At 63.0% G+C, this 26176-nt stretch carries 19 protein-coding genes, 1 tRNA gene and 1 pseudogene; 10 read left to right on the top strand and 11 right to left on the bottom strand.

From position 1 onward, the window contains the following. The first annotated feature begins 226 nt into the window (after positions 1 to 226). The 6 genes from J4E63_RS24555 to J4E63_RS24530 all read left to right on the top strand — a co-directional run bounded on the left by J4E63_RS24555 (position 227) and on the right by J4E63_RS24530 (position 8187). Positions 227 to 943: an ABC transporter permease gene (locus J4E63_RS24555; protein WP_207283610.1), complete on the top strand. Its 717-nt coding sequence runs from the start codon at positions 227 to 229 to the stop codon at positions 941 to 943. A gap of 25 nt (positions 944 to 968) precedes the next feature. Continuing rightward, the gene (locus tag J4E63_RS24550) at positions 969 to 1871 is read left to right on the top strand and encodes a glycine betaine ABC transporter substrate-binding protein (protein WP_207283609.1); all 903 of its coding nucleotides are present in this window, start codon (positions 969 to 971) and stop codon (positions 1869 to 1871) included. A 15-nt stretch (positions 1872 to 1886) separates the two neighbouring features. Continuing rightward, complete coding sequence (locus tag J4E63_RS24545) at positions 1887 to 2540, top strand: ABC transporter permease (protein ID WP_060739198.1); 654 nt, start codon at positions 1887 to 1889, stop codon at positions 2538 to 2540. Next, positions 2537 to 3694 (top strand): betaine/proline/choline family ABC transporter ATP-binding protein, encoded by a 1158-nt coding sequence (locus J4E63_RS24540; RefSeq protein WP_207283608.1) that lies wholly within the window; start codon positions 2537 to 2539, stop codon positions 3692 to 3694. Before J4E63_RS24545 ends, J4E63_RS24540 begins: the two co-directional genes overlap by 4 nt. A 477-nt stretch (positions 3695 to 4171) precedes the next feature. Beyond that, on the top strand, positions 4172 to 5335 hold the full coding sequence (locus tag J4E63_RS24535) for a type III PLP-dependent enzyme (RefSeq protein WP_060739200.1): 1164 nt from the start codon (positions 4172 to 4174) through the stop codon (positions 5333 to 5335). A gap of 326 nt (positions 5336 to 5661) precedes the next feature. Further along, positions 5662 to 8187, top strand: a complete 2526-nt coding sequence (locus tag J4E63_RS24530) for a sulfite reductase flavoprotein subunit alpha (RefSeq protein WP_207283803.1) — start codon at positions 5662 to 5664, stop codon at positions 8185 to 8187. A gap of 132 nt (positions 8188 to 8319) precedes the next feature. On the opposite strand, the gene J4E63_RS24525 is transcribed toward J4E63_RS24530, so the two are convergent. From J4E63_RS24525 to ptsP, 4 genes are all read right to left on the bottom strand, one after another. After that, on the bottom strand, positions 8320 to 9861 hold the full coding sequence (locus tag J4E63_RS24525) for an alkaline phosphatase (protein ID WP_207283607.1): 1542 nt from the start codon (positions 9859 to 9861) through the stop codon (positions 8320 to 8322). A 202-nt stretch (positions 9862 to 10063) separates the two neighbouring features. Continuing rightward, entirely contained in the window at positions 10064 to 11806 is a 1743-nt protein-coding gene (locus tag J4E63_RS24520; RefSeq protein WP_207283606.1) for a PTS fructose-like transporter subunit IIB, read from the bottom strand. Positions 11807 to 11820: 14 nt separating this feature from the next. Further along, a complete protein-coding gene (gene pfkB, locus J4E63_RS24515) occupies positions 11821 to 12762 on the bottom strand; it encodes a 1-phosphofructokinase (RefSeq protein WP_207283605.1) in 942 nt (313 codons plus the stop codon). Next, the gene (ptsP, locus tag J4E63_RS24510) at positions 12762 to 15626 is read right to left on the bottom strand and encodes a phosphoenolpyruvate--protein phosphotransferase (RefSeq protein WP_207283604.1); all 2865 of its coding nucleotides are present in this window, start codon (positions 15624 to 15626) and stop codon (positions 12762 to 12764) included. Before ptsP ends, pfkB begins: the two co-directional genes overlap by 1 nt. A gap of 288 nt (positions 15627 to 15914) precedes the next feature. On the opposite strand from ptsP, the gene cra reads away from it, so the two are divergent. Continuing rightward, entirely contained in the window at positions 15915 to 16910 is a 996-nt protein-coding gene (cra, locus tag J4E63_RS24505) for a catabolite repressor/activator (protein WP_060739206.1), read from the top strand. Positions 16911 to 16930: 20 nt separating this feature from the next. Next, the gene (locus tag J4E63_RS24500) at positions 16931 to 17707 is read left to right on the top strand and encodes a TatD family hydrolase (RefSeq protein ID WP_207283603.1); all 777 of its coding nucleotides are present in this window, start codon (positions 16931 to 16933) and stop codon (positions 17705 to 17707) included. Positions 17708 to 17808: 101 nt separating this feature from the next. Here J4E63_RS24500 and J4E63_RS31405 read toward each other — a convergent pair whose 3' ends face one another. From J4E63_RS31405 to J4E63_RS24480, 5 genes and pseudogenes are all read right to left on the bottom strand, one after another. Beyond that, on the bottom strand, positions 17809 to 18513 hold the full coding sequence (locus J4E63_RS31405; protein ID WP_404943347.1) for a methyl-accepting chemotaxis protein: 705 nt from the start codon (positions 18511 to 18513) through the stop codon (positions 17809 to 17811). Positions 18514 to 18666: 153 nt separating this feature from the next. Continuing rightward, positions 18667 to 18870, bottom strand: a pseudogene (locus tag J4E63_RS31400) (HAMP domain-containing protein); the annotation flags it as partial. Positions 18871 to 20140: 1270 nt separating this feature from the next. Continuing rightward, positions 20141 to 20977, bottom strand: a complete 837-nt coding sequence (ampE, locus tag J4E63_RS24490) for a regulatory signaling modulator protein AmpE (RefSeq protein WP_207283601.1) — start codon at positions 20975 to 20977, stop codon at positions 20141 to 20143. Continuing rightward, positions 20974 to 21534 carry a 1,6-anhydro-N-acetylmuramyl-L-alanine amidase AmpD gene (gene ampD / locus J4E63_RS24485; protein ID WP_092173299.1) on the bottom strand — a complete coding sequence of 187 codons (561 nt, stop codon included), beginning with the start codon at positions 21532 to 21534 and terminating at the stop codon, positions 20974 to 20976. The genes ampE and ampD overlap by 4 nt, the downstream gene beginning before the upstream one ends. Positions 21535 to 21598: 64 nt before the next feature. Continuing rightward, positions 21599 to 23812: a DUF1631 domain-containing protein gene (locus tag J4E63_RS24480; protein ID WP_207283600.1), complete on the bottom strand. Its 2214-nt coding sequence runs from the start codon at positions 23810 to 23812 to the stop codon at positions 21599 to 21601. A gap of 223 nt (positions 23813 to 24035) precedes the next feature. On the opposite strand from J4E63_RS24480, the gene nadC reads away from it, so the two are divergent. Then, positions 24036 to 24884: a carboxylating nicotinate-nucleotide diphosphorylase gene (nadC, locus tag J4E63_RS24475; protein WP_060739212.1), complete on the top strand. Its 849-nt coding sequence runs from the start codon at positions 24036 to 24038 to the stop codon at positions 24882 to 24884. Positions 24885 to 24922: 38 nt separating this feature from the next. Here the strand turns inward: nadC and J4E63_RS24470 are convergent, their stop codons facing one another. Continuing rightward, the gene (locus J4E63_RS24470; RefSeq protein WP_060739213.1) at positions 24923 to 25228 is read right to left on the bottom strand and encodes a DUF6388 family protein; all 306 of its coding nucleotides are present in this window, start codon (positions 25226 to 25228) and stop codon (positions 24923 to 24925) included. 305 nt (positions 25229 to 25533) lie between these two features. Between J4E63_RS24470 and J4E63_RS24465 the strand changes: the two genes are divergently transcribed. Continuing rightward, a complete protein-coding gene (locus J4E63_RS24465) occupies positions 25534 to 26082 on the top strand; it encodes a hypothetical protein (RefSeq protein WP_060739214.1) in 549 nt (182 codons plus the stop codon). Positions 26083 to 26095: 13 nt separating this feature from the next. On the opposite strand, the gene J4E63_RS24460 is transcribed toward J4E63_RS24465, so the two are convergent. Next, positions 26096 to 26168: transfer RNA gene (locus J4E63_RS24460), tRNA-Thr, on the bottom strand. Positions 26169 to 26176 lie beyond the last annotated feature (8 nt).

The raw sequence follows: 26176 nt of genomic DNA, 5'->3' as shown, positions 1-26176 counted from the left end.
CATGGGAACCTTTTGCCGCGTGGAGGCGTCCACCACCCTGATACGAGCAACCGTCAGGGTCTGAAAAATCAGCAAGTTAGCCTGACGGGGCTGCGCTCATGGCTCACTTCGACGACCGTTTACCGGCCTCGAAAAGAGCTGCTTCTCGCGAACGTTTTTCCGGCAACCAGTGATGGTTTGCCGCCCGGGAAAGCGTGCGCCGACTGAAAGACAAAGGAGTCCGCCTGTGGCTATCCGCTATGGCAAAGGGCTTATCGGGGGTGCGGTCGTCGTCGCGCTCCTGGCCCTGTTGATCCACTGGATCGGCATCGATACGATCCAACGCTACCGCGACGATCTGCTGTTTTACCTGCAAGCGCACCTGATGCTTGTATTGGCCTCCATGCTGGCGGCCCTGGTTGTCGGCATCCCCGCCGGCATCGCCCTCAGCCGCCCCGGCCTGGTCGGGCGCGCCGAACGCTTCATGCAAGTGTTCAACATCGGCAATACGGTACCGCCCCTGGCCGTGCTGGCCATCGCCCTGGGTGTCCTGGGCATCGGCAGCGGGCCTGCCATCTTCGCCCTGTTCCTCGCCTCGCTGCTGCCCATCGTGCGCAACACCTATGAAGGCCTGAAGAATGTCCAGGGCTCCCTCAAGGAAGCTGCCGTCGGCATCGGCATGACCCCACGCCAGGTGCTGTGGAAAGTCGAGTTGCCCAACGCCGTGCCGATCATCGTCGGTGGCGTGCGCGTGGCGCTGGCGATCAACGTCGGCACCGCGCCCCTGGCGTTCCTGATCGGCGCCAACAGCCTCGGCAGCCTGATCTTCCCCGGCATCGCCTTGAACAACCAGCCGCAGCTGTTGCTCGGCGCGGCCTGCACCGCCCTGCTGGCGCTGCTGCTCGACGGCCTGGTGACACTGGCCAGCCGCCTCTGGCTGGAACGCGGTCTGCGACCGTCATAAGCCGGCTGGAAAAAGGAAATCGTTTATGAAGAAGTTGAGCTTGATACTGGGCTGTGTCCTGCTGTTCGCAGGGTTCGCCCAAGCCGCTGAAAAACCGCTGATCCGCCTCGGCGCCCGGGTATTCACCGAGCAGACACTGCTGGCGGAAATCACCGCGCAATACCTGCGCAGCAAAGGCTACGACGCGCAGATCACCGGCGGCCTGGGCAGCAACCTGGCCCGCAGCGCCCATGAAACCGGGCAATTGGACCTGCTGTGGGAATACACCGGCGTGTCGCTGGTGGCCTACAACCACGTCACGGAAAAACTCGACAGCGCCCAGTCCTACGCCCGGGTGAAAGAACTCGACGCCAAAAAGGGCCTGGCCTGGCTGGCACCGTCGAAATTCAGCAACACCTACGCCTTGGCGCTGCCGGAAAAAGTCGCGCAGCAATATCCGCAGATCAACTCCATCAGCCAGTTGAACACGGTGTTGCAGGCCGAAGCCGATGACAATCATCTGGTGGCCCTGGACACCGAGTTCGCCAACCGTTCCGACGGCCTGGCGGGCATGGTGGAGCAGTACGGCATGAACCTGACCCGCAAGAACATCCGGCAGATGGACGCGGGCCTGGTCTACACCGCCCTGCGCAACAGCCAGGTGTTCGCCGGCCTGGTGTACACCACCGACGGCCGGCTGAACGCGTTCAAGCTGAAGTTGCTGGAAGACGACAAGCACTACTTCCCCGACTACACCGCCGCGCCGGTGGTACGCCAGGCGTTCCTCGACACGCACCCGCAACTGGCCGCGCAGCTCAAGCCCCTGGCCGAGTTGTTCGACGATGCAACCATGCGCCAGCTCAACGCCCGCGTGGACGTCAACCATGAAAGCCCCTCCGCCGTTGCCGCCGATTTCCTGCGCCAACATTCGCTGCTCTCAACCCAATGACCTGGAGGAAAAGCCATGGATTTTCTTGACGCCTTTTCCCATCTGGACTGGCCGCTGGTGCTGCACCTGACCTGGCAGCACATCACCCTGGTGGGCATCGCCGTGACCCTGGCGATTGTGGTCGGCGTGCCCCTGGGCATTTTCATGACCCGCTTCCCGGCGCTCGCCGGCCCCTTGCAGGCCAGCGCCACGGTGCTGCTGACAATTCCGTCGATTGCCCTGTTCGGCCTGTTGTTGCCGTTCTATTCCAAGTTCGGCCAGGGCCTGGGGCCGATGCCGGCGATCACCGCAGTGTTTCTCTATTCGTTGTTGCCGATCATGCGCAACACCTACCTGGCCTTGACCGGCGTCGAACCGGGCATCCGTGAAGCCGCCCGCGGCATCGGCATGACCTTCGCCCAGCGCCTGCGCATGGTCGAACTGCCCATCGCCGTGCCGGTGATCCTGGCCGGCGTGCGCACCGCCGTGGTCATGAACATCGGCGTCATGACCATCGCCGCCACCATCGGCGCCGGTGGCCTGGGCGTGCTCATTCTCGCTTCCATCAGCCGCAGCGACATGTCGATGCTGATCGTCGGCGCCGTGCTGGTCAGTCTCCTGGCCATCTTCGCCGACCTGCTTCTGCAATGGCTGCAACGCTCGCTGACCCCAAAAGGACTATTGAAATGATCGAACTTCAAAACCTCAGCAAAACCTTCAAGAGCAACGGCAAGGACGTCAAGGCCGTCGACTCGGTGAACCTGATCGTCAACGAAGGCGAGATCTGCGTGTTCCTCGGGCCGTCGGGCTGTGGCAAAAGCACCACGCTGAAGATGATCAATCGCCTGATCCCGCCCACCTCGGGCAAGGTATTGATCAACGGCGAAGACACCACCGACCTGGACGAAGTGACCTTGCGCCGCAACATCGGCTACGTGATCCAGCAGATCGGCCTGTTCCCGAACATGACCATCGAGGAAAACATCACCGTGGTCCCGCGCCTGCTGGGCTGGGACAAGCAGAAATGCCACGACCGTGCCCGCGAACTGATGAGCATGATCAAGCTCGAGCCCAAGCAGTACCTGCATCGCTACCCTCGCGAGCTGTCGGGCGGCCAGCAGCAACGGATCGGCGTGATCCGGGCCCTGGCGGCCGATGCGCCGCTGTTGCTGATGGACGAACCGTTCGGCGCGGTGGACCCGATCAACCGCGAGATGATCCAGAACGAGTTCTTCGAGATGCAACGGGCGTTGAACAAGACCGTGATCATGGTCAGCCACGACATCGACGAAGCCATCAAGCTGGGGGACAAGATTGCGATCTTCCGCGCCGGCAAGCTGGTCCAGTGCGATCACCCGGACACGTTGCTGGCGCATCCGGCCGACGAGTTCGTCAGCAGCTTCGTCGGCCAGGACAGCACGCTCAAGCGCCTGTTGCTGGTCAAGGCCGAAGACGCCGCCGACAACGCGCCGTCGGTCAGCCCGGAAACGCCGGTGAATGAGGCGCTGGAGCTGATGGACGAACATGACCGTCGCTACGTGGTGGTGACCTGTGCCGAGAACAAGGCCCTGGGCTATGTGCGACGGCGCGACCTGTACCGCCAGACCGGCACCTGCGCGCAATACCTGCGGGAATTCAACGCCACCGCGGCCTACGACGAACACCTGCGGATCCTGCTGTCGCGCATGTACGAGTTCAACCGCTCGTGGCTACCGGTGATGGACGCCGAGCGGGTGTTCCTCGGGGAAGTGACCCAGGAATCGATTGCCGAGTACCTCAGCTCCGGCCGCTCGCGCGGCGGCAAGACCAGCATTGTCTCGCCGGCCGAGACCGCCTCTGCCTGACCGGGCACAACAGCTTTTGTGGCGAGGGAGCTTGCTCCCGCTGGGTCGCGAAGCGGCCCCAAAAAGCGATGAGCGCTTCGCACTCAAGCGGGAGCAAGCTCCCTCGCCACAAAAGCACATTCGATAGCCTGAAAAACCGATCCAAGGGAACATCAATCTGTCACGCAGGTCGGTTACATCATGAGCTGTCGCGGGCCGCACGACGGATGTGTGCAAAAACGCGACATTTTTAGTTGATCTCAGGCCCCTCACGCCCTAAAGTTCGCGCCGAACGTCCATGCTGGAAACGATCCATCCGGCTCAAGTACTGACGACGAGACAGCAAGGCCAAGGGAATCATGTATCCCATGGCCTTTTTGCTTTCGGCGACATGCCTTGGGAAGTAGGCGAACCAAAGTGGGGATACGGAGGACGTTCACGAGGGCTGCTTGCCCTCACACCCATTGATCCTGATGTTTGCCAGTAGGAGTCCCAAGTATGTCGATCCAGGTCGAAGATTATTTCGCGCGCGAAACTTTCCAGAAAATGAAAGCGTTCGCCGACAAGCAGGAAACCCCGTTCGTGGTGATCGACACCGCGATGATCTCCCAGGCCTATGACGACCTGCGCGCCGGTTTCGAATTCGCCAAGGTCTACTACGCCGTCAAGGCCAACCCGGCGGTGGAAATCATCGACCTGCTCAAGGACAAAGGCTCGAACTTCGACATCGCCTCGATCTACGAGCTGGATAAAGTCATGAGCCGTGGCGTGGGCCCGGACCAGATCAGCTACGGCAACACCATCAAGAAATCCCGCGACATCCGCTACTTCTACGAGAAGGGCGTGCGCCTGTACGCCACCGACTCCGAAGCCGACCTGCGCAACATCGCCAAGGCCGCGCCGGGTTCGAAGGTTTATGTGCGGATCCTCACCGAAGGCTCGACCACCGCTGACTGGCCGTTGTCGCGCAAGTTCGGCTGCCAGACCGACATGGCCATGGACCTGCTGATCCTGGCCCGCGACCTGGGCCTGGTGCCGTACGGCATTTCGTTCCACGTCGGCTCGCAACAGCGCGACATCAGCGTCTGGGACGCGGCCATCGCCAAGGTCAAGGTAATCTTCGAGCGTCTGAAGGAAGAAGACGGCATCGTCTTGAAGCTGATCAACATGGGTGGCGGCTTCCCGGCCAACTACATCACCCGCACCAACAGCCTGGACACCTACGCCGAGGAAATCATCCGCTTCCTCAAGGAAGACTTCGGCGACGACCTGCCGGAAATCATCCTGGAGCCGGGCCGTTCGTTGATCGCCAACGCCGGTATCCTGGTCAGCGAAGTGGTGTTGGTGGCGCGTAAGTCCCGTACCGCTGTCGAGCGTTGGGTGTACACGGATGTGGGCAAGTTCTCTGGCCTGATCGAAACCATGGACGAAGCCATCAAGTTCCCGATCTGGACCGAGAAGAAAGGCGAGATGGAAGAAGTGGTCATCGCCGGGCCGACCTGCGACAGCGCCGACATCATGTATGAAAACTACAAGTACGGTCTGCCGTTGAACCTGGCCATTGGTGATCGCCTGTACTGGTTGTCGACCGGGGCCTATACCACCAGCTATAGCGCGGTGGAATTCAACGGCTTTCCGCCGCTGAAATCGTTTTACGTGTAATGCGTTCGGGCGCTTGAACGTCCATCGTTCCAGCCCTGTCGCGTAATAGAAAACGGCGTTTTTCCAGAAATGGAAAGCGCCGTTTTTTTTGCTCTCGATGAAACCGCGTTTCCCCTGTGGGAGCGAGCTTGCTCGCGATAGCGATGGATCAGCCAGAAGAACAGTGACTGACACACCGCTATCGCGAGCAAGCTCGCTCCCACAGGATTTTGTCGCTCACCTCATCACTGATCGGCACCTTTTAGGTGTGTTTATGAATGCTTCTCGATAACACACGGCATAATGCGCACCGTGATGAACAGTAATAGATGAACAAGGCGGGCGACGTGTTGAAGAAAACCCTGTTCCAGTTGCACTGGTTTTTCGGCATCAGTGCCGGGCTGGTCCTGGCGTTGATGGGCGTTACCGGGGCAGTGGTGTCGTTTCAGGATGAAATCCTGCGGGCCTTGAACCCGCAGGTGCTGACGGTCGAGAAGCAACCGGCCGGTGTGTTGCCGCCCGCCGAACTGGTGGAGCAGATCGAAGCCGCCTCCGGCAAGACCGTCGCCCTGCTCTGGGTCGAGACCGACAGCGGCAACGCCGCGCGGGTGATCTTCGCGGCGCCGCCCGGGGAAAAACGTGATGCCATGCGCTATTTCGACCCCTACACCGCACAGTTCATGGGTGAGGTGACCGGCCAGGATTTCTTTGGCCTGATGCTCAGGCTGCACCGCGTGTTGACCCTGGATGACGTGGGCCGGCAAATCACCGGGGCCTGCACGCTGATCCTGGTGTTCTTCTGTCTGTCCGGGCTGTACCTGCGTTGGCCGCGCCAATGGAAAAGCTGGCGCGCCTGGCTGACCCTCGACTGGGGGAAAAAAGGTCGTAGCTTCAATTGGGACCTGCACTCGGTGGCGGGCACCTGGTGCCTGGTGTTCTATCTGCTGGCGGCACTGACCGGGCTGACCTGGTCCTACGACTGGTACAACAAAGGCGTGACCCGCCTGCTCTCCGACGCGCCGGAAGAGGAACGGGTGCGCAATCGCGGCCCGGCACCCAGCGGCCCACTGCCCGTGGCCGATTACCGAGCCATGTGGAGCAGCATCTACAGCGCCGCCGGCCCAGGCCTGTCCGCCTACAACGTGCGCATGCCGCCCGTGGCCGGGCAGCCGGCGACCGTGTTCTACCTGCTGAAAAACTCACCTCACGACCGGGCGCTGAACCAGCTCATCCTCGACCCGACCACCGGCGTCATCAGCCGGCATAGCCGCTACAGCGACAAGAGCCTCAAGGCGCAGTTGCTGACCAGTGTCTATGCCCTGCATATCGGCAGCTACTTCGGCCTGGTCGGGCGGATCCTGGTGACCGTCGCCGCGCTGACCATGCCGCTGTTCTTCATCACCGGCTGGTTGCTGTACCTGGACCGCCGCCGCAAGAAACGCCAGGCCAGAAACGCCCGCCAGGCCCTGAGCGCCAACCCGACCGATGCGCCGGCCTGGCTGATCGGTTTCGCCAGCCAAAGCGGTTTCGCCGAGCGACTGGCCTGGCAGACTGCCGGCCAACTCCAGGCCGCCGGCTTGCCGGTGAAGGTCCAGCCATTGGCCGATGTTCGCGAGCAAGACCTGAACAACGCCACCCACGCGCTGTTCGTCGTCAGCACCTTTGGCGACGGCGAAGGGCCGGACAGTGCCCGCGGTTTCGAACGCAAGGTGCTGGGCCAGGCCTTGAGCCTGGAGCGCTTGCAGTATTCGGTACTGGGCCTGGGCGACCGGCAATATGAACACTTCTGCGGTTTCGCCCGGCGCCTGCACGCCTGGCTGGCGGAACACGGCGGCAAGACCCTGTTCGCGCCGGTGGAAGTCGACAGCGGCGACCCTTACGCCCTGCGTCACTGGCAACAACAACTGGCCGAACTGACCGGACAGGCGCCTGCCGACACCTGGCAGCCCCCCAGTTTTGAAAACTGGACGCTCAGCCAACGCACCCTGCTCAACCCCGACAGCAGCGGCTCGGGCGTGTACCTGCTGGGCCTCACCGCCCCCGGGCCGAGCAGTTGGCTGGCCGGTGACCTGGTGGAGATCCTGCCGCGCAATGACCTCTGGGCCATCGAACATTTCCTCGATGGCCTCGGCCTCTCCGGCCAGGCACGCGTGCAAGTCGACGGCCTGTCCCAGAGCCTCAATCAGGCCCTGGCGACCCGCCAGTTGCCGGAAAACCGCGCCCACCTGGTCGGCCTGCATGCCCAGGCGCTGGTGGAGGCACTGGCACCGCTGGCCATGCGCGAATACTCCATCGCCTCGATCCCGGCCGACGGCGTGCTGGAGCTGATCGTGCGCCAGGAACGTCACGTCGACGGCAGCCTGGGCGTCGGTTCCGGCTGGCTGACCGAACACGCACCACTGGGCAGCGCCATCAGCCTGCGGCTGCGCCGCAACAGCAGCTTCCATCTGCCGCCCCAGGGCGTGCCAATGATCCTGCTGGGCAACGGCACCGGCCTGGCGGGCCTGCGCAGCCTGCTCAAGGCGCGCGTCACCGAGGGCATGCAGCGCAACTGGCTGCTGTTTGGCGAGCGCAACCGCGAACACGATTTCCACTGCCGCGATGACTTGCAGGAATGGGTGACCTCCGGCGACCTGGAACGCCTGGACCTGGCCTTCTCCCGGGATCAGAAGCAGAAGATCTACGTCCAGGACCGTCTGCTGGAATCGGCCGCGCTGCTCAAGCAATGGGTGGCCGACGGCGCGGCGATCTATGTTTGCGGCAGCTTGCAGGGCATGGCATCCGGGGTCGATCACGTGCTCAACAACGTGCTGGGGCGCGAGGAAGTGGAGCGACTGATCGAGCAAGGGCGGTATCGGCGGGATGTCTACTGATCCTGACCGCAACATCAACCCTGTGGGAGCGAGCTTGCTCGCGATAGCGGATCTTCAGTCAACACTTCATTGACTGACACACTGCTATCGCGAGCAAGCTCGCTCCCACAGGGGTCGTTGCGTGGCTGACATTCACACGGGCTGCAACTTCTTCTCGAACACCGCCACCCCTTCCAGATCCCGCAGCACCACGCTCATCTCCCCGCTCGGCCCATCGATGTTCACCTCGCCAAAGAATTGATACCCGGCGAACGGTGAAGTGTTCTGGGCCGGGGGGGCTTTCTGGAATACCACCTCCGGGCCGAAGGTCTTGTCCAGGGCGTTGGGCCCGAAGCTGCCGGCGTTCAATGGCCCGGCGACGAACTCCCAGAACGGTTCGAAATCCTGGAACGCGGCGTGTTCGGGGTGGTAGTGATGGGCGGCGCAATAGTGGACGTCGGCGGTGAGCCAGACGTAGTTGCGCACCTGATGCTTGCGCAGGTAACCCAACAGTTCGGCGATCTCCAGTTCACGCCCCTGGGCCGCGCCCGGGTCACCGTTGGCGACCGCTTCCCAACGCGGCACGCCGGGGCTGACCTCGCCATCCGGCACACCCAGGCCGATGGGCATGTCGGCGGCGATGACTTTCCACTGGGCGCGGGATTGCTTCAACTCGCGCTTGAGCCAATTCAATTGCTCACGCCCCAAAAACGGTTTGGCCGCGCCGAGGTTGGCGTCGTTGGCTTCGCGGTAACTGCGCATGTCCAGCACGAACACATCCAGCAGCGGCCCGTAACCGAGCTTGCGATAGATCCGTCCGCCACCGTCGGCCTTTTGCCGGCGCATCGGCGCGTATTCCAGCCAGGCCTGTCGCGCACGCCCCACCAGGGTGTGGATATCCTTGGTCTGGTAACGCTCGTCCAGTTGCTTGCCCGGCGACCAGTTGTTGACCACCTCATGGTCGTCCCACTGCCAGATCTGTGGCACTTCGGCATTGAAGCGGCGTACGTTTTCGTCCATCAGGTTGTAGCGATAGTTGCCGCGATACTCATCCAGGGTTTCGGCGACCTTACTCTTGGCGTCGGTGGTGAGGTTGCGCCAGATGCGCCCACCCTCGGCGGTGATTTGCGCCGGCACCGGGCCGTCGGCGTAGATGGTGTCGCCGCTGTGGATAAAGAAATCCGGCAGGCGCAGGCGCATGGCTTCGTAGATGCGCATGCCGCCGATGTCCGGGTTGATTCCGAAACCTTGGCCGACGGTGTCGCCGCTCCAGACAAAACGGATGTTGCGCTTGAACTGCGGCACGCTGCGCAGGTGGCCGAGCCAGGGTTCGCTGGCAACCCCGCTTTGGGCGTCTTCGAAATGCACACGGTAGAAAATCGCCTGGTCGCGGGGCAGCCCGGTGAGTTCGACCCGAGCGGTGAAATCACTGCGGGCGTCGGCCATGGGCGAGACGAAGCGACGGGGATTGGTGAACTTGCTGCGGGTGTCCCACTCCACCACCATCCGCGCCGGCCGGTCGCTGCGGCTCCAGATCATCGCCCGGTCGCCCTGCAAGTCGCCAGACTGCACACCGTCGGTGAGCACCGGACGATCCTTGACCGAAGCCATCACTGCCGGCGCCAGCCCCGGCAACAATATCCCCGCCCCCACGGCTTGCATCACCCGACGACGGCCCAGGTCGAATTCGCTCATGGTGTTCTCCCTTGAAATGGGAAAACTTAAGCATGGCTGTGTGAAGTGGGTGTGACAGGGATTTCATGCACGCCCAAAACCAACTGTGGGAGCGAGCTTGCTCGCGATGGCGGAGTGTCAGGCAACCCAGTTGTCGACTGATACACCGCTATCGCGAGCAAGCTCGCTCCCACAAGGGGATTTCATTGCTTCAAAGAAGCGATCAGGCCTTGGCCGGCTCCAACGCCATCTCCACCACCTCAGGCCGCTTGAGCAGCGCGTACGCCACTGCCGTCAGCAGGCTCCCCGCCACGATCGCCAGCAAGTACAACAACGCATGGTTGATGGCGTTGGGGATCAGCATCACGAACAGGCCGCCGTGGGGAGCCATGAGCTTGCAGCCGAAGTACATCGACAGCGCACCGGTCAGCGCACCGCCGGCGATGCTCGCCGGGATCACCCGCAGCGGATCCTTGGCCGCGAACGGGATCGCGCCTTCGGAGATGAAGCACAGTCCCAGCACCAGTGCCGCTTTACCGGCCTCGCGCTCGGTCTGGGCAAATTTGCGCCGGGCGATGAACGTGGCGATGCCCAGGCCAATGGGCGGCACCATGCCGGCAGCCATGGCCGCGGCCATCGGTGCGTAACTCTGCGAAGCCAGCAGCCCCACCGAAAACGCATAGGCGGCCTTGTTGATCGGTCCGCCGAGGTCGACGCACATCATCGCCCCCAGCAGCACGCCCAGCAGAATCGCATTGGTGGTACCCATGCTGTCGAGGAAGTGGGTCAAGGCTTCGAGCATGCCCGCCACCGGTTTGCCGACGATGTAGATCATCACCAGGCCGGTGAACAGGCTCGCCAGCAGCGGGATGATCAGGATCGGCTTGAGCGCTTCCAGGCTCTGGGGCAAGCGCGCGTAGCGGCTGATCGCCTTGGCCGCGTAACCGGCCAGGAAACCGGCGATGATCCCGCCAATGAAGCCGGCACCCAGGGTGCTCGCCAGCATCCCGCCGATCATGCCTGGCGCCAGGCCTGGACGGTCGGCGATGGAGTAGGCGATGTAGCCGGCCAGCAACGGCACCATCAATTTGAACGCGGTCTCGCCGCCGATCTGCATCAGCGCGGCCGCCAGGGTTCCAGGTTCCTTGAAGGCCTCGATGCCGAACACGAACGACAAGGCGATCATCAAACCACCGGCCACCACCATCGGCAGCATGAACGACACGCCCGTCAGCAGGTGCTTGTAGGCGCCGGTCTTCTCCGACTTGGCCGGGGCGCTCGCGCCGCTCGACGCACTTTCCTGGCGAGCTTCGACCAGCGCTTTGTTCAGCGTCGCTTCGGCCTGTTTCAAGGCGATGCCCGTGCCGCAACGGTAGATCTTCTTGCCGGCAAACCGCTCGGTGGCGACTTCAATGTCGGTCGCCAGCAGCACCACGTCCGCTTCGGCGATGGCCTCGGCGCTCAACGGATTGCGCGCCCCCACCGAACCCTGGGTTTCCACTTGCAGGTCGTAGCCCAGTTTCGTCGCCGCCTGCTGCAAGGCCTCGGCGGCCATGAAGGTATGGGCAACACCTGTTGGGCATGCGGTGATGGCGACCAGCCGCGGAGCACGCTCGGCCGACGCCGCCGGCGCTTGCGCGCAAGCGTCTGCCTCGCCCAGAACCTCAGCCTCTACGGCGCCACGACGCAGCACCGCATCAACGTCCTGGAGGGCCAGGGCCGGTGTGCTGCGGAACACCCGCTTGCCGACGAACCGCGACAGGTCCACCGGGCCGCTGGCGACCAGCAACACCCACTCCGCCGCTTCAAGGGTCGCCGCCGACAACTGGCGTTCCGGATGGGCCGCGTCATGGACCTCGACGCTGGTACTCCAACCCTGGCGCTGCGCCGCGGCGTCCAGCAGGCGGGCGCACAACACACTGGTAACCATGCCGTTCGGGCAGGCCGTCACAATGGCTAGTTTCATTCTTGCGAACCCTCTTATTGTTCTGTCAGGGGGCGCACGCGCACGCCCTGTTCAAGCGACGCCAGCACCGCGGTGTCGTGAATGCCAAAACCGATCTGCGTGACCGCCATGGCGGCGATGGCCGTGGCAGTGCGCAGTGTCTGTTCCGGGGTGTCGGCGCTGAGCAGGCCGTGGAGCATGCCCGCCAGCAGCGAATCCCCGGCGCCCACGGTACTGGCGACGCTGACCTTGGGCGGCGAGGCATGCAACGCCGCACCGACGCTGAACCAGTTCACGCCATCGGCACCGTGGGAAATCACCACATGCTCGATACCCTGGGCATGCAGGCGCTGCGCCGCTTGCGCCTGGGCCGCTTCGCTCACCACCTCGCACCCTAGCGCATCGGCCAGTTCCTCGGTGTTCGGCTTGATCAGCCACGGCCCCGCCGCCAGGGCAACGCGCAAAGCTTCGCCACTGGTGTCGAGGGCCACGTGCAGGCCGAGTGTCTTCAAGCGTGCGATCAATGCCTGCAACCACTGCGGGCTGACGCCCCGGGGCAAGCTGCCCGCCACCACGACCACGTCGTGGCCGGGGGCGATCTGCTCCAATCGCGCCAGCAAGGCCAGCTGTGCGCCGGCATCGACCACCGGGCCCGGCCCGTTGAGGTCAGTGATGCGCCCGTCCTGCTCGGCCAGCTTGATATTGCTGCGGGTTTCGCCGGGGACACGGATAAAGGCGTCGACAAAACCCCGTTGGGCGAACAGCGTCTCGAACACCTGGGCATTGTCTTCGCCCAGAAAGCCACTGACCGTCAGCGTATGACCCAGATCGGCCAACACCTGGGCCACGTTCACGCCCTTGCCAGCGGCGTGGGCATGCATGGCGTCGCTGCGGTTGACCTGGCCCGGCTCCAGGCGCGCCAACTCTACCGTGAGGTCGAGCGCCGGGTTGAGGGTCAGGGTTAGAATCTTCGCCATTACAGCGCCTCCACTAATGCGCGCACGTCATCGGCGCTGCCCACGGCCAAGGCCGCTTGGGCCAGGGTTTGTACTTGCGCCAGGCTCAGTTCGCGAACCCGCGCCTTGACCTCGGCAATGCTACGGGCCGAGACACTCAGCTCGTCCACGCCCAGGCCCACCAGCACCGGCACCGCCAGCGGATCGGCCGCCAGCTCACCGCAGACACCGACCCATTTGCCATGGGCATGGGCGGCGCGCACGGTGATGTCGATCAGTTGCAGCACCGCCGGGTGCAAGCCATCGGCCTGGGCCGAAAGGGTCGGATGACCCCGGTCGATGGCCAGGGTGTATTGCGTCAGGTCATTGGTGCCGACGCTGAAGAAGTCGACTTCCTTGGCCAGCACCGGCGCGAGCAACGCGGCGGACGGCACTTCGATCATGATACCCAGTTGCAGATCCGCCACCGGGATTTCCAGGCGCAGACGCTCGGTCATGGCCCGGGCCTGGCGCCACTCGTCGACGCTGCCCACCATCGGGAACATGATCCGCAACGGACGGCTGTCCGCCGAGCGCAGCAAGGCCCGCAATTGCGCTTCCATGACTTGCGGGCGCTGCAAAGTCAGGCGAATGCCACGCACGCCGAGGAACGGGTTTTCTTCTTTCGCGATCGGCCAGTACGGCAGCGGCTTGTCGCCGCCCACATCGAGGGTGCGCACCACCAGCGGCCGCCCGGCCAGGCCATCGAGCACCTTGCGGTATTCGGCTTCCTGGGTCGCTTCGTCCGGCGCCTGGCTGTGGGCCATGAAAATCAGTTCGGTGCGCAACAGGCCAATGCCTTCGGCGCCCTGCTCCACCGCGCTGGCGACGCCGGCGCTTTCACCAATATTGGCGAACACCTCCACGGCATGCCCGTCACGGGTCAGCGCCGGTTCGTGGCGCTGCTCGGCCGCGACCTTGAGACGCTGTTCGCGGGTATCGCGTTCTTCCTTGGCGCGCTGCAACGTGGCGGCGTCAGGGTCCACGTGCAGGCGACCGCGCTGGCCATCCAGCAGCAAGGACGTGCCCGGCGCCAGCAGCAATACCGCCGCACCGGCACCCACCAGCGCCGGAATGCCCAGGGCGCGGGCGACGATGGCGCTGTGGGCGGTGGCGCCGCCACGAGCGGTGAGAATCCCCGCCACACGGGTCGGGTCCAGGCGGGCCACGTCGGACGGGCCGACTTCGTCCATCACCAGGATGTAGGGTTGATCGGGTTCGTTCGGGGTTTCGACGCCACACAGTTGCGCCAGCACCCGACGGCCGACGTCTCGCAGATCGGCGGCCCGTTCGGCCAGCAAGGCATCCTGCAAGGCTTCCTGCTCTTTGGCGGCGGCTTCGATCACGCCCATCCACGCCGCTTGCGCACTCTCGCCCAGCTTCAAGCGAGTGTCGACTTCGTCGGTCAGTTCCGGGTCGTCGAGCATTTCCTGGTGGGTGATAAAGATTTCGCGGATGGCCTTGGCCTTGGCGCGTTCGATCAGGCCTTGGATATCACTGCGCACCTGGTTCAAGGCGTTCTGCAGGCGCTCGCGCTCGATGGCCGCCGATTCACCGCGCAGCGGATAGTCGATGGCCTGCAATACCTGGATGTGGGCCGGGCCGATGGCGATGCCCGGGGCGGCGGCGACGGCCTGGATCAGGCTGCCGGATTCGGGCGCCAGCATGACGGTCGCGACCTCGGCCATCACGGTTTCCCGTGGTGCACTCGGTGGCGGCAGCGGTTCGACCTCTTCGCCCAGGCCTTCTTCGATGGCGGCCAGCAGTGCCGGCAACGCGTCGTTGGCAATGCTCGGTTCGGCGATGAACTCCAGGACCTGGCCGCGACGGGCGCCCAGGCTCAGCAGTTTGCTCAAGCTCTTGGCCGACACGGCGCTGTCCTGGCCGTCGACAATGCGCACACGGATTTCGCCTTCGAAGCTTTTCGCCAACTGGGCGAGGATCTTCGCCGGGCGTGCATGCAGACCATGGGCATTGGCCAGGCCGATGCGCGCGCTGGGCCAGTCGGCGGGCAATTCGCCGCCGAGTACTTCCAACACCTTGCGGCTGCTGGTGGCGCGGCCCAGTTCGTGGCCGCGGCCTTCGATCAGCAAGGCGCAGAGCCTTTCCAGCAAGGCCTGGTGGGCCTCGCCGAGGCTGGCGAGGCAGAACAGTCCGCTCAGCGGTTGGCCCAGGTAACGGATGGGTTTGTCCGGGGTGACGAACGCCAGGCCCGGGCGCTTGACGGTCTGCTCGCTGTGCAGCCACCACAAGCCATCGCCCAGGGGCAGCGCATCGACTTGCTGCAGCACGCCGGCAAAGCCGTTGCTCACGCAGTCGGCCTGGCGCAACAGGCGGGCGCCGCGCCATACCAACTCTTCAAAATCGTCAGCCGACACACCGAGGCCGATCATCTGGGCATCCAGAGCCAGTTCCTGCGGCGCACCTTGCAGCAGCTTCAGCAGCGCTTCGGCAGAACCGGCGCGGCGCAAGGCCTGGCCCAGGTCCGTCTCGCCGAGGGCGCGGGTCAGCAGTTGCAGCAGGCGCAGGTGTTCGTCGGACTTGGCGGCGATGCCGATGGCCAGGTAGACAATCTGACCATCGCCCCAGTCCACGCCTTCGGGGAATTGCAGCAGGCGCACGCCGGTGGAATAGACCAGGTCGCGGGTCTGCGGGGTGCCGTGGGGGATGGCAATACCTTGGCCAAGAAAGGTCGAACCTTGGGCTTCACGAGCCTGCAAGCCGGCGAGGTAACCCTCGGCTACCAGGCCATCGGCCACCAGTTTGTCGGCGAGCAGTTGCAGTGCAGCGTCTTTATCCACAGCCGTCTGCGCCATGGATATCTGCTCTAGAGTGAGCTCGAGCATGCTTTCTCCTTTTTGGCGTCCGGTTGGCGCCAGGTATTGTTTTGAATGAATCAGCTTAGCGCTACAGGAGGGCTTTTGGCGGTATCGCGGCAGCACGGCCAAAAATCCTGCTAGCCTTGAAAATACGCTTGCTGAAACGTTTAATCTAGAAAGATTGGCACGTTACTCGATAATCTCTCATCGTTGAAGTGCAACTTGTCGTAAGCGCTTGGGCGGTAACCGTCAGCTTGAATCGGGTAGGATGGCCCTTATCCTCGGGGCTAACTCGAAAAAACAAGGAAAACCGGGTTGAAACTCAGTGATATTGCTCAATTGGCCGGTGTGTCTGTAACCACCGCCAGCTATGTCATCAATGGCAAGGCCGAACAGCAACGCATCAGCAGCGCCACCGTCGAACGGGTGCGGGCGGTGGTCGAGGAACACGGCTTCACGCCCAACCCCCAGGCCGCCGGGCTGCGCAGCCGACACACCCGCACCCTGGGCTTCATCCTGCCAGACCTGGAAAACCCCAGTTACGCACGCATCGCCAAGTTGCTGGAACAAGGCGCACGGGCACGGGGCTATCAGTTACTGATCGCCAGCTCCGATGATGCGCCCGACAGTGAACGGCAACTGTTGCAACTGTTCCGCGCCCGGCGCTGCGATGCGCTGATCGTCGCCAGCTGCCTACCGGCCGGCGACGACAGCTACCAGCAGTTGCAGGCCAAGGGCATTCCGATCATCGCCATCGACCGGGTGATGGAACCGGCGCATTTCTGCTCGGTAATCAGCGACGACCGCCAGGCCAGCCTGCACCTGACGCGCAGCCTGCTGGAGACCCACCCTCGGCAAATCGCCTTGATCGGCGCCCGTCCCGAGTTGAGCATCAGCCAGGAACGGGCCGCAGGTTTTCGCGAAGCCTTGGCCGGGTTCGAGGGCCAGGTGTTGATCGAGCATGGCGAGTCGTTCAGCCGTGAATGCGGCCGTCAGTTGATGGATGAAATGCTCGCGCGCCTGGGGCATCTGCCCGATGCGCTGATCACCACGTCCTATGTGCTACTCCAAGGGGTGTTCGACGCCCTGCATGATTTCCCGCTCAAGTCGCGGCCATTGCGCCTGGGCACGTTTGGTGACACGCAGTTGCTGGATTTCCTGCCGCTGCCGGTCAATGCCATGTCCCAACAACATCAGTTGATCGCCGACAAGGCCCTGGAACTGGCCCTGGCAGCCATCGAAAACGATGACTACCAACCTGGCGTGCAGGCCATCGCGCGGACGTTCAAGCAACGGATCCACCAGGGCTGACGTTTCCTCAGGATTGATGAATGGAGCTGATCGACACCCACACCCACCTGGACTTCCCGGACTTCGACGCGGACCGCCCGGCGCTGCTGGCCGAAAGCCGCGCCTTGGGCGTTCGGCAAATGGTGGTGCTGGGCGTATACCGGGACAACTGGCAGCGGGTCTGGGACCTGGTGCAAAGCGACCCGGACCTGCATGCCGCCCTGGGCCTGCACCCGGTGTACCTCGACCAGCATCGACCCGACGACGTGGCGCTGTTGCGCGACTGGCTGAGCCGCCTGGCCGGGCACCGGCAATTGTGTGCAGTGGGCGAGATCGGCCTGGACTATTACATCGAGACCCTGGACCGTGACCGCCAGCAAGCACTGTTCGAAGCGCAGCTGGAACTGGCCGTGGAGTTCGAACTGCCGGCACTGATCCACGTGCGCCGCAGCCATGCCGCCGTGATCGCGACCCTCAAGCGCATCAACCCCACCCGGGCAGGGATCATCCATGCCTTCGCCGGCAGTTTTGAAGAGGCCCGCGAATACCTCAAGCTCGGCTTCAAGCTCGGCCTCGGCGGTGCGGCGACCTGGCCTCAGGCCCTGCGCATGCACCGGGTGCTGGCGAAACTGCCGCTGGATGCGGTGGTGCTGGAAACCGACTCACCGGACATGGCCCCAGCGATGTTTCCTGGACAGCGCAACAGCCCGGCGCACTTGCCGGCGATTTGCGAGGCACTGGCCGGGATCATGGCTGTGCCCCCCGAGCGACTGGCCGAGGCCAGCACCGCCAACGCCCGCCAACTGTTCAACTGGTAAAAAACCTGTGGGAGCGAGCTTGCTCGCGATAGCGGTGTATCAGTCGAAAAACAGGTCGCCAGACACTCCGCTATCGCGAGTAAGCTCGCTCCCACAATGGTCTACACCCGAAACGCATTGATCAGTTGCTTGAGCTGCACCACCTGGGCAGACAGCTCACGGCTGGCGTTTTCGGTCTGGTGCGCGCCTTCGGCCGTGCGTTCGCCTGCGCGGTTGATCTCGACGATGTTCTGGTCGATGTCATGGGCCACGGCCGTCTGCTGCTCCACGGCGGCGGCGATCTGCTGGTTCTGGTCGACGATCATGCCGACCGCACCGAGGATATTTTCCAGGGCCTGTTGGACCTTTTCCGATTGACCGACCGTGCCGCTGGCCATCTCATGACTGGTGCCCATCGCCTTGACGGCGGCACCGACACCGCCGTGCAGGCGGGTGATCATCGCTTCGATTTCTTCGGTCGATTGCTGGGTCCGCTTGGCCAGGGTCCGCACTTCATCGGCCACCACCGCAAAACCCCGACCCTGTTCACCGGCACGGGCGGCTTCGATGGCGGCATTGAGGGCCAGCAGGTTGGTCTGCTCGGCGATGCTCTTGATCACATCCAGCACGCGGCTGATGGCCTGGCTATCGGTCGCCAGTTGGTTGATCACCTGTACCGACTGATCGATCTCACTGGCCAAGCGGGCGATGCTGCCCTGCTGCGACTCCACCAGCCCGCGCCCGCTGAGGGTCTCGTCGTTCACGCTGTGGGCACTGCTCACGGCAGCGGCGGCACTGCGGGCCACTTCCTGGGCCGTGGCCGACATCTGGTTCATCGCCGTGGCCACCAGTTCGATCTGGCTGCGCTGGCCGGCGACGGCCTGGTTGCTCTGGGCCGATACCGTTTCCACCTGCCCGGCCTGGCGTTCGACTTCCGCGACGGTGCGGCCAACCTGTTCGATCAGGTCATGGATCTTCGCCACCGTACCGTTGAACACTTCACCCAATTCGCCCAGTTCATCCTTGCTGCGCGCCACGAAATTGACCGTCATGTCCCCCGCCGCCACTTTGTCCATCATCTGGCCCAAGTGCTGGAGGGTGGTGCGGGTCGACGCGTAGAAGCCGGCGTACAGGTAAAAAATCAACAGGAACACCGCCACCAGCGCCACGGCTTGCAGCACCATATGGCTACGATTCTGCTCAAGCCGCTGCTGCAACTGCACACCGAGAAAACCCTGGGTCGCTTCGTTCAGCCGATACGTCTGCTCCATCAGGCCGCTGACCTGCTCGAAGAACGCCGGCCACGGTGCATCGAGGGTGTCGGCCATCACCACTTGCTCCTCAATCAGCTCCGACGCTTTCTTGAGGCTGCTCTTGCTACCGTCGGCCTGAGCGCCAAGGGTTTGCCCGGCGGCCACGCTGGAGCCGAGGGCGTCCTGCAGTTTCAGGTCGTACTCGCCCTGGAGCTTTTCGATCTGCGCCAGCAACTCGTCGAAGCGGGTGCTCGATGCCGAATTGAGAAACCCCAGCCCCAACGAGGACGCGCCCAGCGCCCGGCCATCGCCAAGGATCTGGGTGACCTTGGGGGTGGTACCGATGATCAGTTCGCTGAGTTGGCGGATGTCGCTCTGGTTGTCGCGGCTCAGCCCCGCCTGGCTGGCGATGATCTGGCTGAACATCTGGGCGCTGTTGAGCAACTTGCCGATCAGCGCACTTTTGCTCTGCAGGGAGTTTTCCGCCTGCTGGGCCTTGAAAGCAGCGATCATCTCATCGCGCTTGGCCTCGAAGGCACTGACCTGCTCGGGCTCGATGGCCATGGCGGTCATGCCTTGCAGGCGCGTGAGGACCTGTTGTTCCAGGCTGCCGATCTTCGCTTCGACATCACCAGCCTTGCCGGACTGGCCCAGGCTGGCGTTGATCTGCACCAGGTTGTTGAGGGTTTCCAGGTCCCGGCGCAGGGCCAGACTGCTGCCCAGCAGGTCGAGGCTTTGCAGCTCCACTTGGGTGCCCTGGAATTCCCGATAGGAATCACGCACCAGAAAGAAGTTGGTCACCAGCATGGGTAGCAGGAACAGCACGCTGATCAGGCTGAACTTCATGCCGAAGCTCAGGCGGTTCATCAGCGCGACGGCGGGCCAGAGCAAACTCTTCACAAGGAAGCCTCCCGGTAGTGTTCTTATTGTTATGAGCTCGCGCACGGAGACAGCAGAAAGCCACTATTCGGGCGCTGTCCCTGTATAGCCTAAATCGGCGGGGAGATTTGTAACTTAAGGTTAACGAGCCTGGTCGTGACTCAATCCCTTGTGGCGAGGGAGCTTGCTCCCGCTGGCCTGCGAAGCGGGCCCCGAGTGCCTTCAGGAAAATCGCTTACCAAGGTTTGCGGTTGCTGCGCAACCGAGCGGGAGCAAGCTCCCTCGCCACAAAAGCGCCTGGCCACAACCCTGCTTACGTTGATCAGGCCAACACCGTCCACAACGCAAACCCGGCATACCAGAGCACCGCCGCACGCAGCAGCAATTCCCACAGGCGGTCCAGGCTATTGATGCCATCCGGCCCGGCGACGGGCCTGGGGATTTCGCCAGCCACCAGGCCGACCTTGTCGATGAGATCGGCGGCGCTGATGTTCCAGTTCAACAGCTCATGCAGCATGACCCGGCTGACCGCGACGAAATTGCCCACCAGGGCGAAGCTTGCCGCCAGCAACCGCACCGGCACCCAATCGAAGGCATGGCGCATTTGCGCGGCCCGCTCGGCCACGCCGGGGTTCTGGCTGTGCTCGGCGGCCAACGCCAGCAGTCGATAGCTCAAGGCCGCGACCGGGCCCAACAGGAAGTACCAGAAAATCACCGCGAAAAAGCTCTGGTAGGCCTGCCACAACAAATGCCCCTGGACCCGCTCCAGCAATTGCTCACCGTCATCGGCCTCAATGTCCAGGTCGCGCTTGGCCACATGGGCCGCCGCTTGCAGGTCCTCCCGACGCCAGGCGTCACGAAACGGCCCGAGGGCGGCCAGCAGATCACCGCGCCCCAGGCTGTAAATCACCACCAGCAAATGCACCGGCAGCGCCAGCAGACCGTAGGCCACGGGCTCCAGCACCCACAAAAGCAGCGCCAGCAGGGCCACCGGCAGCAGGACCATTACCGTCAGCACCAGCCAGGGTCGGTTGACCCACCGTGGGCTCGCCTCGAGCTTGCTCAGCTCGAGCAGCCAACCACCGTCGCGCTGGACCCGCTGGCGCAAGGCCGAGAATTTCTCGATCCAGACGGCCAGCAGCAACACCAGAAAACTCATTGTCCTTCCCCTTCTGTCAGGGCCGCGCGATAGCGCGCCCAGTCGAATGCCGGTCCCGGATCGGTCTTGCGCCCCGGTGCGATGTCGCTGTGCCCGCAGATACGCTGCACAGTGATCGCCCTGAACGCCGCTTGCAACTGCCGGGTCAGGTCCACCAATGCGACATATTGCGCGTCGGTGAACGGCAGATCATCCGTGCCCTCAAGCTCGATGCCCAGGGAAAAATCGTTACAGGTCTCACGCCCCTCGAAGCACGAGACACCCGCATGCCACGCACGATCCAGACAAGAGACAAATTGGGTCACGGCGCCGTCACGCTCGATCAGAAAATGCGCAGAAACCCGCAGGTCGGCGATACCGGCAAAGTAGGGATGTTCCGTGACATCCAGACGATTCTGAAAGAATTCCTGCACCTTGCCGGTGGCGAATTGTGCCGGGGGCAGGCTGATGTTGTGGATCACCAGCAGGGAGATTTCGCCCTCGGGGCGCGCATTGAAGTTGGGCGATGGGCAATGACGCACCCCTTCGCACCAACCGCTCGCGGAGTCCAACTGCATACAGGTTCCTTCGATGACGACGGTGAATGCCGTCAGTATGCCGTGATCGGACCGGGCTGCGCGATCACTTGCCGCGATTGAGCTGGCGCAGATTGCCCAGCACCGACTCCAGCGCCCGGTCGAACAACAGGGTGTCGTCCAATAGCCTCACCGCGCCGCGACGAAACTCCAGGGCCAGGCTGGTGCGGCTGTGCTCCAGCACCTTGAGGCCGGTGCGATTGACGAAAACGTATTTGCCGGTGGCCTCGATGATCGCCGCCAGCTTGCAACGCAGGGTATTGTCGTCGTCCTCCTGGAACTCGACCCAGCTCCCCAGGTGCAACTGGTCGACTTGCAGCAGGCCGACATCATCCGCCGGCAAATGCACCGCCACGCTCTCCCCCGCCGTTTTTTGCGGAGGGCGCAGGACGATTTTTTCCAGCACCTCGACCATCGCCGGCGAATCGAACGGCTGGGCCTGTTCCGTTGCCTGGCCCGTGCGTTCGAGCGCCTGCACATGCAGGACTTCCAGCTCACTGAAAAACTCGCTGGTGGCGAACGGGTCGAACGCCGAACGGCTCAGGCCGTCACGCAGGGCCTTGAGCAGCTCCGGCACCATTGCCAGCAAACGCAGGCCGGCGTCGGGCTCGTCGTGAGGCTGGACGCTCCAGATCAATTGCTCCAGGGTCAGGACGTCGGCCTGCCACTCGGCGGAATACTTGCCGTGCTTGAAGCAGGTCAGCAGCAACACCTGGCTCCAGGCGTGTTGCACGAACTCCACCACAGCTTGCGGCAAGACTTTGCCCAGCATCACCTGGTTCAGCGCTCCTTCGACCCGCTGGCGCGCCAGTTCGGCCTTGGCCCGGCCCTCTTCGGCGTCGCGGATACGCTGCTCAAGCAACTCGCTGCGGCGCCGCTCGTCACTGGTGAAGGCCAGGAAATCGGCCAGCAGCTCGGAGAAAATCGCCGGGTCATCGACGAAATCATTCAGCAGGCGCTGCACGACTTGTTCGATGCGCAAATACAAGCTGTCGCGCTGATGGTCGTCGCAATCGCCCCAGCCCATGGCGGCGGCGGCGATTTCGTTCAGCAGTCGCCGGGCCGGATGATTGCCGCGGCTGAAGAAGCTCTTGTCCTGCACCGCGACCTTGAGCATCGGGATCTGCAGGCGGCCGATCAGGGCCTTGAAGGAGTCTGGGAGGTTATGGTCGTCGAGGATGAATTCGAACATCATCGAGATCAGGTTGATCACGTCTTCATCGGCGCCTTCGACCACCCGGGACTTGCCACTCCTGACGCTGACCCGGGTCAACAGTTGTTCGAGCTGACTACGCAGGTCGAATTCGTCCCGCACGGCAGGCGCTGGCACGTACTGCTGCAAATGCGAGAGCAACCGCAGCAGGTCACGGGTCGAGATCGGCTGGGGCGGCGCGCTGGCTTCCAGGGTCGGCGCCACACTGCCACGCACTTGCATCAACAGCTTCTGCAAGGCGGCGAACACTTCCTGCACGCTGTCGTCGACCTCGGCATCGCTGGGCTTGGCAGCGATTTCGGCGCTGGGCCTGGGGTTATCCTCGGAACGATCCGACGCCCGGCGCGCCGGGGTCACCTTGAGCTCCGGCAAGATGCCCGTGGCGGCCAGCAACTGATTGGCCTCGGTATAGAGCTGGTCGCACTCGCTGAGCACATAACGCTCGAAGAGCTTGAGCAGGATCAGCTTGACCTTGATGCCCACGCCCAGGTTACGCCCGGCCTGCAGGAACTTCTCGCACAGCAGTGCCGGGCTCAGGGGGTTGTACTGGTTGGCCAGCGGTCGGTCCAACAGCACACCGAGCCGGGCCGTCAGTTGCTCCAGCGACACGCCATCGCGCCTGAGCACCCGAGTGACCATGGCCTCGACCGCCAGATGACGTTCCAGCTCATCGTGGGAGCGCTGGGTCTGGCCGTCCGGCGCCAGGGCGGGCGCCAAGCTGGCGTGGGTCAGGTCGTACTGGGCCAGGCTGACGAAGGTCTCGAAAAACTGCTCGATGAATTCCCGCTCGATGCTTTTGCGCTTCAGGCGCAGGTCCCGCATGGCCTCGAAGTACAGGTTCTGCTCGACGTCGTCGCGCGCCCGGTCGGCCATTTCAAACAAGGTGTCGTCGGCGTTATCGAACAGCCCCTGCAAGCCCAGGCGCAACTGTTGGGCGGCCTTGTCGCGAACCTGAAGCAGAATCACAGGCAGGCGGGCGAGCGGCGAGCGATTCGCCTGATCGGTAGGCACCTTGTGTAAAGGCACTACATTCCCGTCGTTGTGCATCCTGGCCTCCTGAAACGGTTTTCGGTTCGCAACGTCAAAGCTATGACGTCAATCGAAAGGCGGATTATCGGGTAAAACAACCCTGTCGTACCAGCACACTCTGTGATCCAGCTCGAAATACGGCGCAATAAGTGACCGGGAAAATGAGGAAATGTTGCGAGGACGCGACCAAATGCAGGTTTCGACACCCTATAATCGGGCCACTTTGTTTGTGGAGCCCGTTATGCCGAATCTACGCCTCGCCGATCTGACCGCCGAAATCGAAGCCAACGTGCGCCGTGCGTTGCTTGAAGACATCGGCAGCGGCGACATCACCGCGCAACTGATCCCCGCCGAACGCCTGGCCAAGGCCACCATCATCACCCGCGACGCGGCGATCATCAGTGGCACGGCCTGGGTCGATGCCGTGTTCCGGCAACTGGATCCGCGTGTCGCGGTGCATTGGCAAGTGCACGACGGCGACCGGGTCAGCCCCGATCAGGCGCTGTTCCACCTGGAGGGCCCGGCCCGCTCGCTGCTGACCGGCGAACGCAGCGCCCTGAACTTCCTGCAAATGCTCTCGGGCGTCGCCACGCGAGCCCGTTACCTGGCCGACTTTGTCGCCGGGACCCAGGTCAAGCTGCTGGACACCCGCAAGACCCTGCCCGGGCTGCGCCTGGCCCAGAAGTACGCGGTCACCTGCGGTGGCTGCCATAACCACCGCATCGGCCTGTACGACGCTTTCCTGATCAAGGAAAACCACATCGCCGCCTGCGGCGGGATCGCCCAGGCCATCGCGGCCGCCCACAAGATCGCACCGGGCAAACCGGTGGAAATCGAAGTGGAAAGCCTGGCGGAGTTGAACGAAGCGCTGGCGGCCAACGCCGACATCATCATGCTCGACGAACTGAGCCTGGACGACATGCGTGAAGCTGTGCGCCTCAATGGCGGCAAGGCGAAGCTGGAGGCCAGCGGCGGGATCAACGAAAGCACGTTGCGCCCGATTGCCGAGACCGGGGTGGACTACATCTCGATCGGCGCGATGACCAAGGATGTGAAGGCAGTGGATCTGTCGATGCGCTTGAGCCTCTGACAACGAAAAACGCCAGCCTTGAAAGGCTGGCGTTTTTTTCAGACCACCAGATTGTTCATCTCGCAGTACTCATCCCATTCCACACCCAGCACCTCGGCCGCTTCCTTGTGCAACGCAAGGCGCTGCACCTCGAACTCTTCAGGCGTGCTGGTGTACTTGAGCGTCAACTCCCAAGGCTGCAGCCCCTGGGCTTCAGCCTCGTCCTCGAACGCCCATTGGATCTGGTCCTTTTGATCGTCGGCAGACAAGTCCTTGATCTCTTCCAGCAACTGGGGCGCATCCAGCACGTACTTCTTCAGCGCTTCTTCGTGCCTGGCTTCCTGGGTCAATTCTTTAACAGTCATGGCGTTCTCGTTGATCGGGGGAATGGAAGATGGATCTGGATCATCAAGGATCTCTCTGACGCAAAAAACCGTGTGAAGCCCGGTTTATCTGGCCTTCAGAACCATTCGGGGATCATCTGAAAACTGCTGGGCGATGCACATGCAGGCAACGAATATAGGATGTTTTGCCGACGATTTACACGGTTCTTTACATCTATCCCACAAAAAAACCATGCGCCGGAGAAACCAGGGGAGCTTGGGAACATCTGTCAAAATAACCAGTCATAGCCATGTGCCATGCCGGCACTTCAAAAGGAACCCCAGTGATGCGCAGCTTTTCGAAACGCTCGTCGATCCAACTTGTCACCGCGACTTTGCTGCTTGGTAGCCTGACCTTGACTGACGTGACTCAAGCGGCGGTTGAAGTCTCCTCCGATGGGCCGTCTGACAACGATGCCATTCCCGCCCTTCACTATGACCAGTTCGATAAGTACAAGCTCGTCAAGACCGATGTCAGCGCCAGCGTCCTGGAAAGTCTGCCGAAAACCGTGAAAAGTAATGCTGACGAACTGGAAAACCAAAAGCGCACCCTCAGCGAGCAAGCTCGTCAGATCGAAGAACTCAAGCGCAACAGCGGCTCCAGCTCCACCTCCAGCAGCAAGGAGATTGACGAGCTCAAGCGCACCGTCAAGGAACAGGAACGCGACCTGAACGACCTTGGCAAGCAAGTGGAAGAACTCAAGCGCAATAGCGGCTCCAGTTCGAGTTCGAGCAACAGCGAGATTTCGTCCCTGAAACGGGAACTCAGCGATCAGGATCGAGAGATGGACCAGCTTAAACGCACGGTCGAGGAACTGAGCAGGAAGGTGAAATAACGAGGGGAAATCTTGCCCGAGACAGGAATCGAACCTGCGACCTTCGCGTTACGAGTGCGCTGCTCTACCGACTGAGCTACACGGGCGGTGGCTA

Source organism: Pseudomonas sp. FW300-N2F2 (assembly GCF_017351655.1).
Classification (GTDB): Bacteria; Pseudomonadota; Gammaproteobacteria; order Pseudomonadales; family Pseudomonadaceae; genus Aquipseudomonas; species Aquipseudomonas fluorescens_AA.
The sequence above is the reverse complement of the archived record's forward strand: the minus strand, read 5'-3'. Positions and strand labels throughout refer to the sequence as shown.

Bases quoted from the DNA above. Each gene is read 5' to 3' on its own strand.
- J4E63_RS24545 (WP_060739198.1), top strand. From the start codon at position 1,887: ATGGATTTTCTTGACGCCTTTTCCCATCTGGACTGGCCGCTGGTGCTG.
- J4E63_RS24550 (WP_207283609.1), top strand. From the start codon at position 969: ATGAAGAAGTTGAGCTTGATACTGGGCTGTGTCCTGCTGTTCGCAGGG.
- ampD (WP_092173299.1), bottom strand. From the start codon at position 21,534: ATGCAGTTGGACTCCGCGAGCGGTTGGTGCGAAGGGGTGCGTCATTGC.
- J4E63_RS24535 (WP_060739200.1), top strand. From the start codon at position 4,172: ATGTCGATCCAGGTCGAAGATTATTTCGCGCGCGAAACTTTCCAGAAA.
- J4E63_RS31405 (WP_404943347.1), bottom strand. From the start codon at position 18,513: ATGTCGGCCACGGCCCAGGAAGTGGCCCGCAGTGCCGCCGCTGCCGTG.
- J4E63_RS24540 (WP_207283608.1), top strand. From the start codon at position 2,537: ATGATCGAACTTCAAAACCTCAGCAAAACCTTCAAGAGCAACGGCAAG.
- pfkB (WP_207283605.1), bottom strand. From the start codon at position 12,762: ATGGCGAAGATTCTAACCCTGACCCTCAACCCGGCGCTCGACCTCACG.
- ptsP (WP_207283604.1), bottom strand. From the start codon at position 15,626: ATGCTCGAGCTCACTCTAGAGCAGATATCCATGGCGCAGACGGCTGTG.
- J4E63_RS24520 (WP_207283606.1), bottom strand. From the start codon at position 11,806: ATGAAACTAGCCATTGTGACGGCCTGCCCGAACGGCATGGTTACCAGT.
- J4E63_RS24525 (WP_207283607.1), bottom strand. From the start codon at position 9,861: ATGAGCGAATTCGACCTGGGCCGTCGTCGGGTGATGCAAGCCGTGGGG.
- ampE (WP_207283601.1), bottom strand. From the start codon at position 20,977: ATGAGTTTTCTGGTGTTGCTGCTGGCCGTCTGGATCGAGAAATTCTCG.
- J4E63_RS24465 (WP_060739214.1), top strand. From the start codon at position 25,534: ATGCGCAGCTTTTCGAAACGCTCGTCGATCCAACTTGTCACCGCGACT.
- J4E63_RS24500 (WP_207283603.1), top strand. From the start codon at position 16,931: ATGGAGCTGATCGACACCCACACCCACCTGGACTTCCCGGACTTCGAC.
- J4E63_RS24470 (WP_060739213.1), bottom strand. From the start codon at position 25,228: ATGACTGTTAAAGAATTGACCCAGGAAGCCAGGCACGAAGAAGCGCTG.
- J4E63_RS24480 (WP_207283600.1), bottom strand. From the start codon at position 23,812: ATGCACAACGACGGGAATGTAGTGCCTTTACACAAGGTGCCTACCGAT.
- nadC (WP_060739212.1), top strand. From the start codon at position 24,036: ATGCCGAATCTACGCCTCGCCGATCTGACCGCCGAAATCGAAGCCAAC.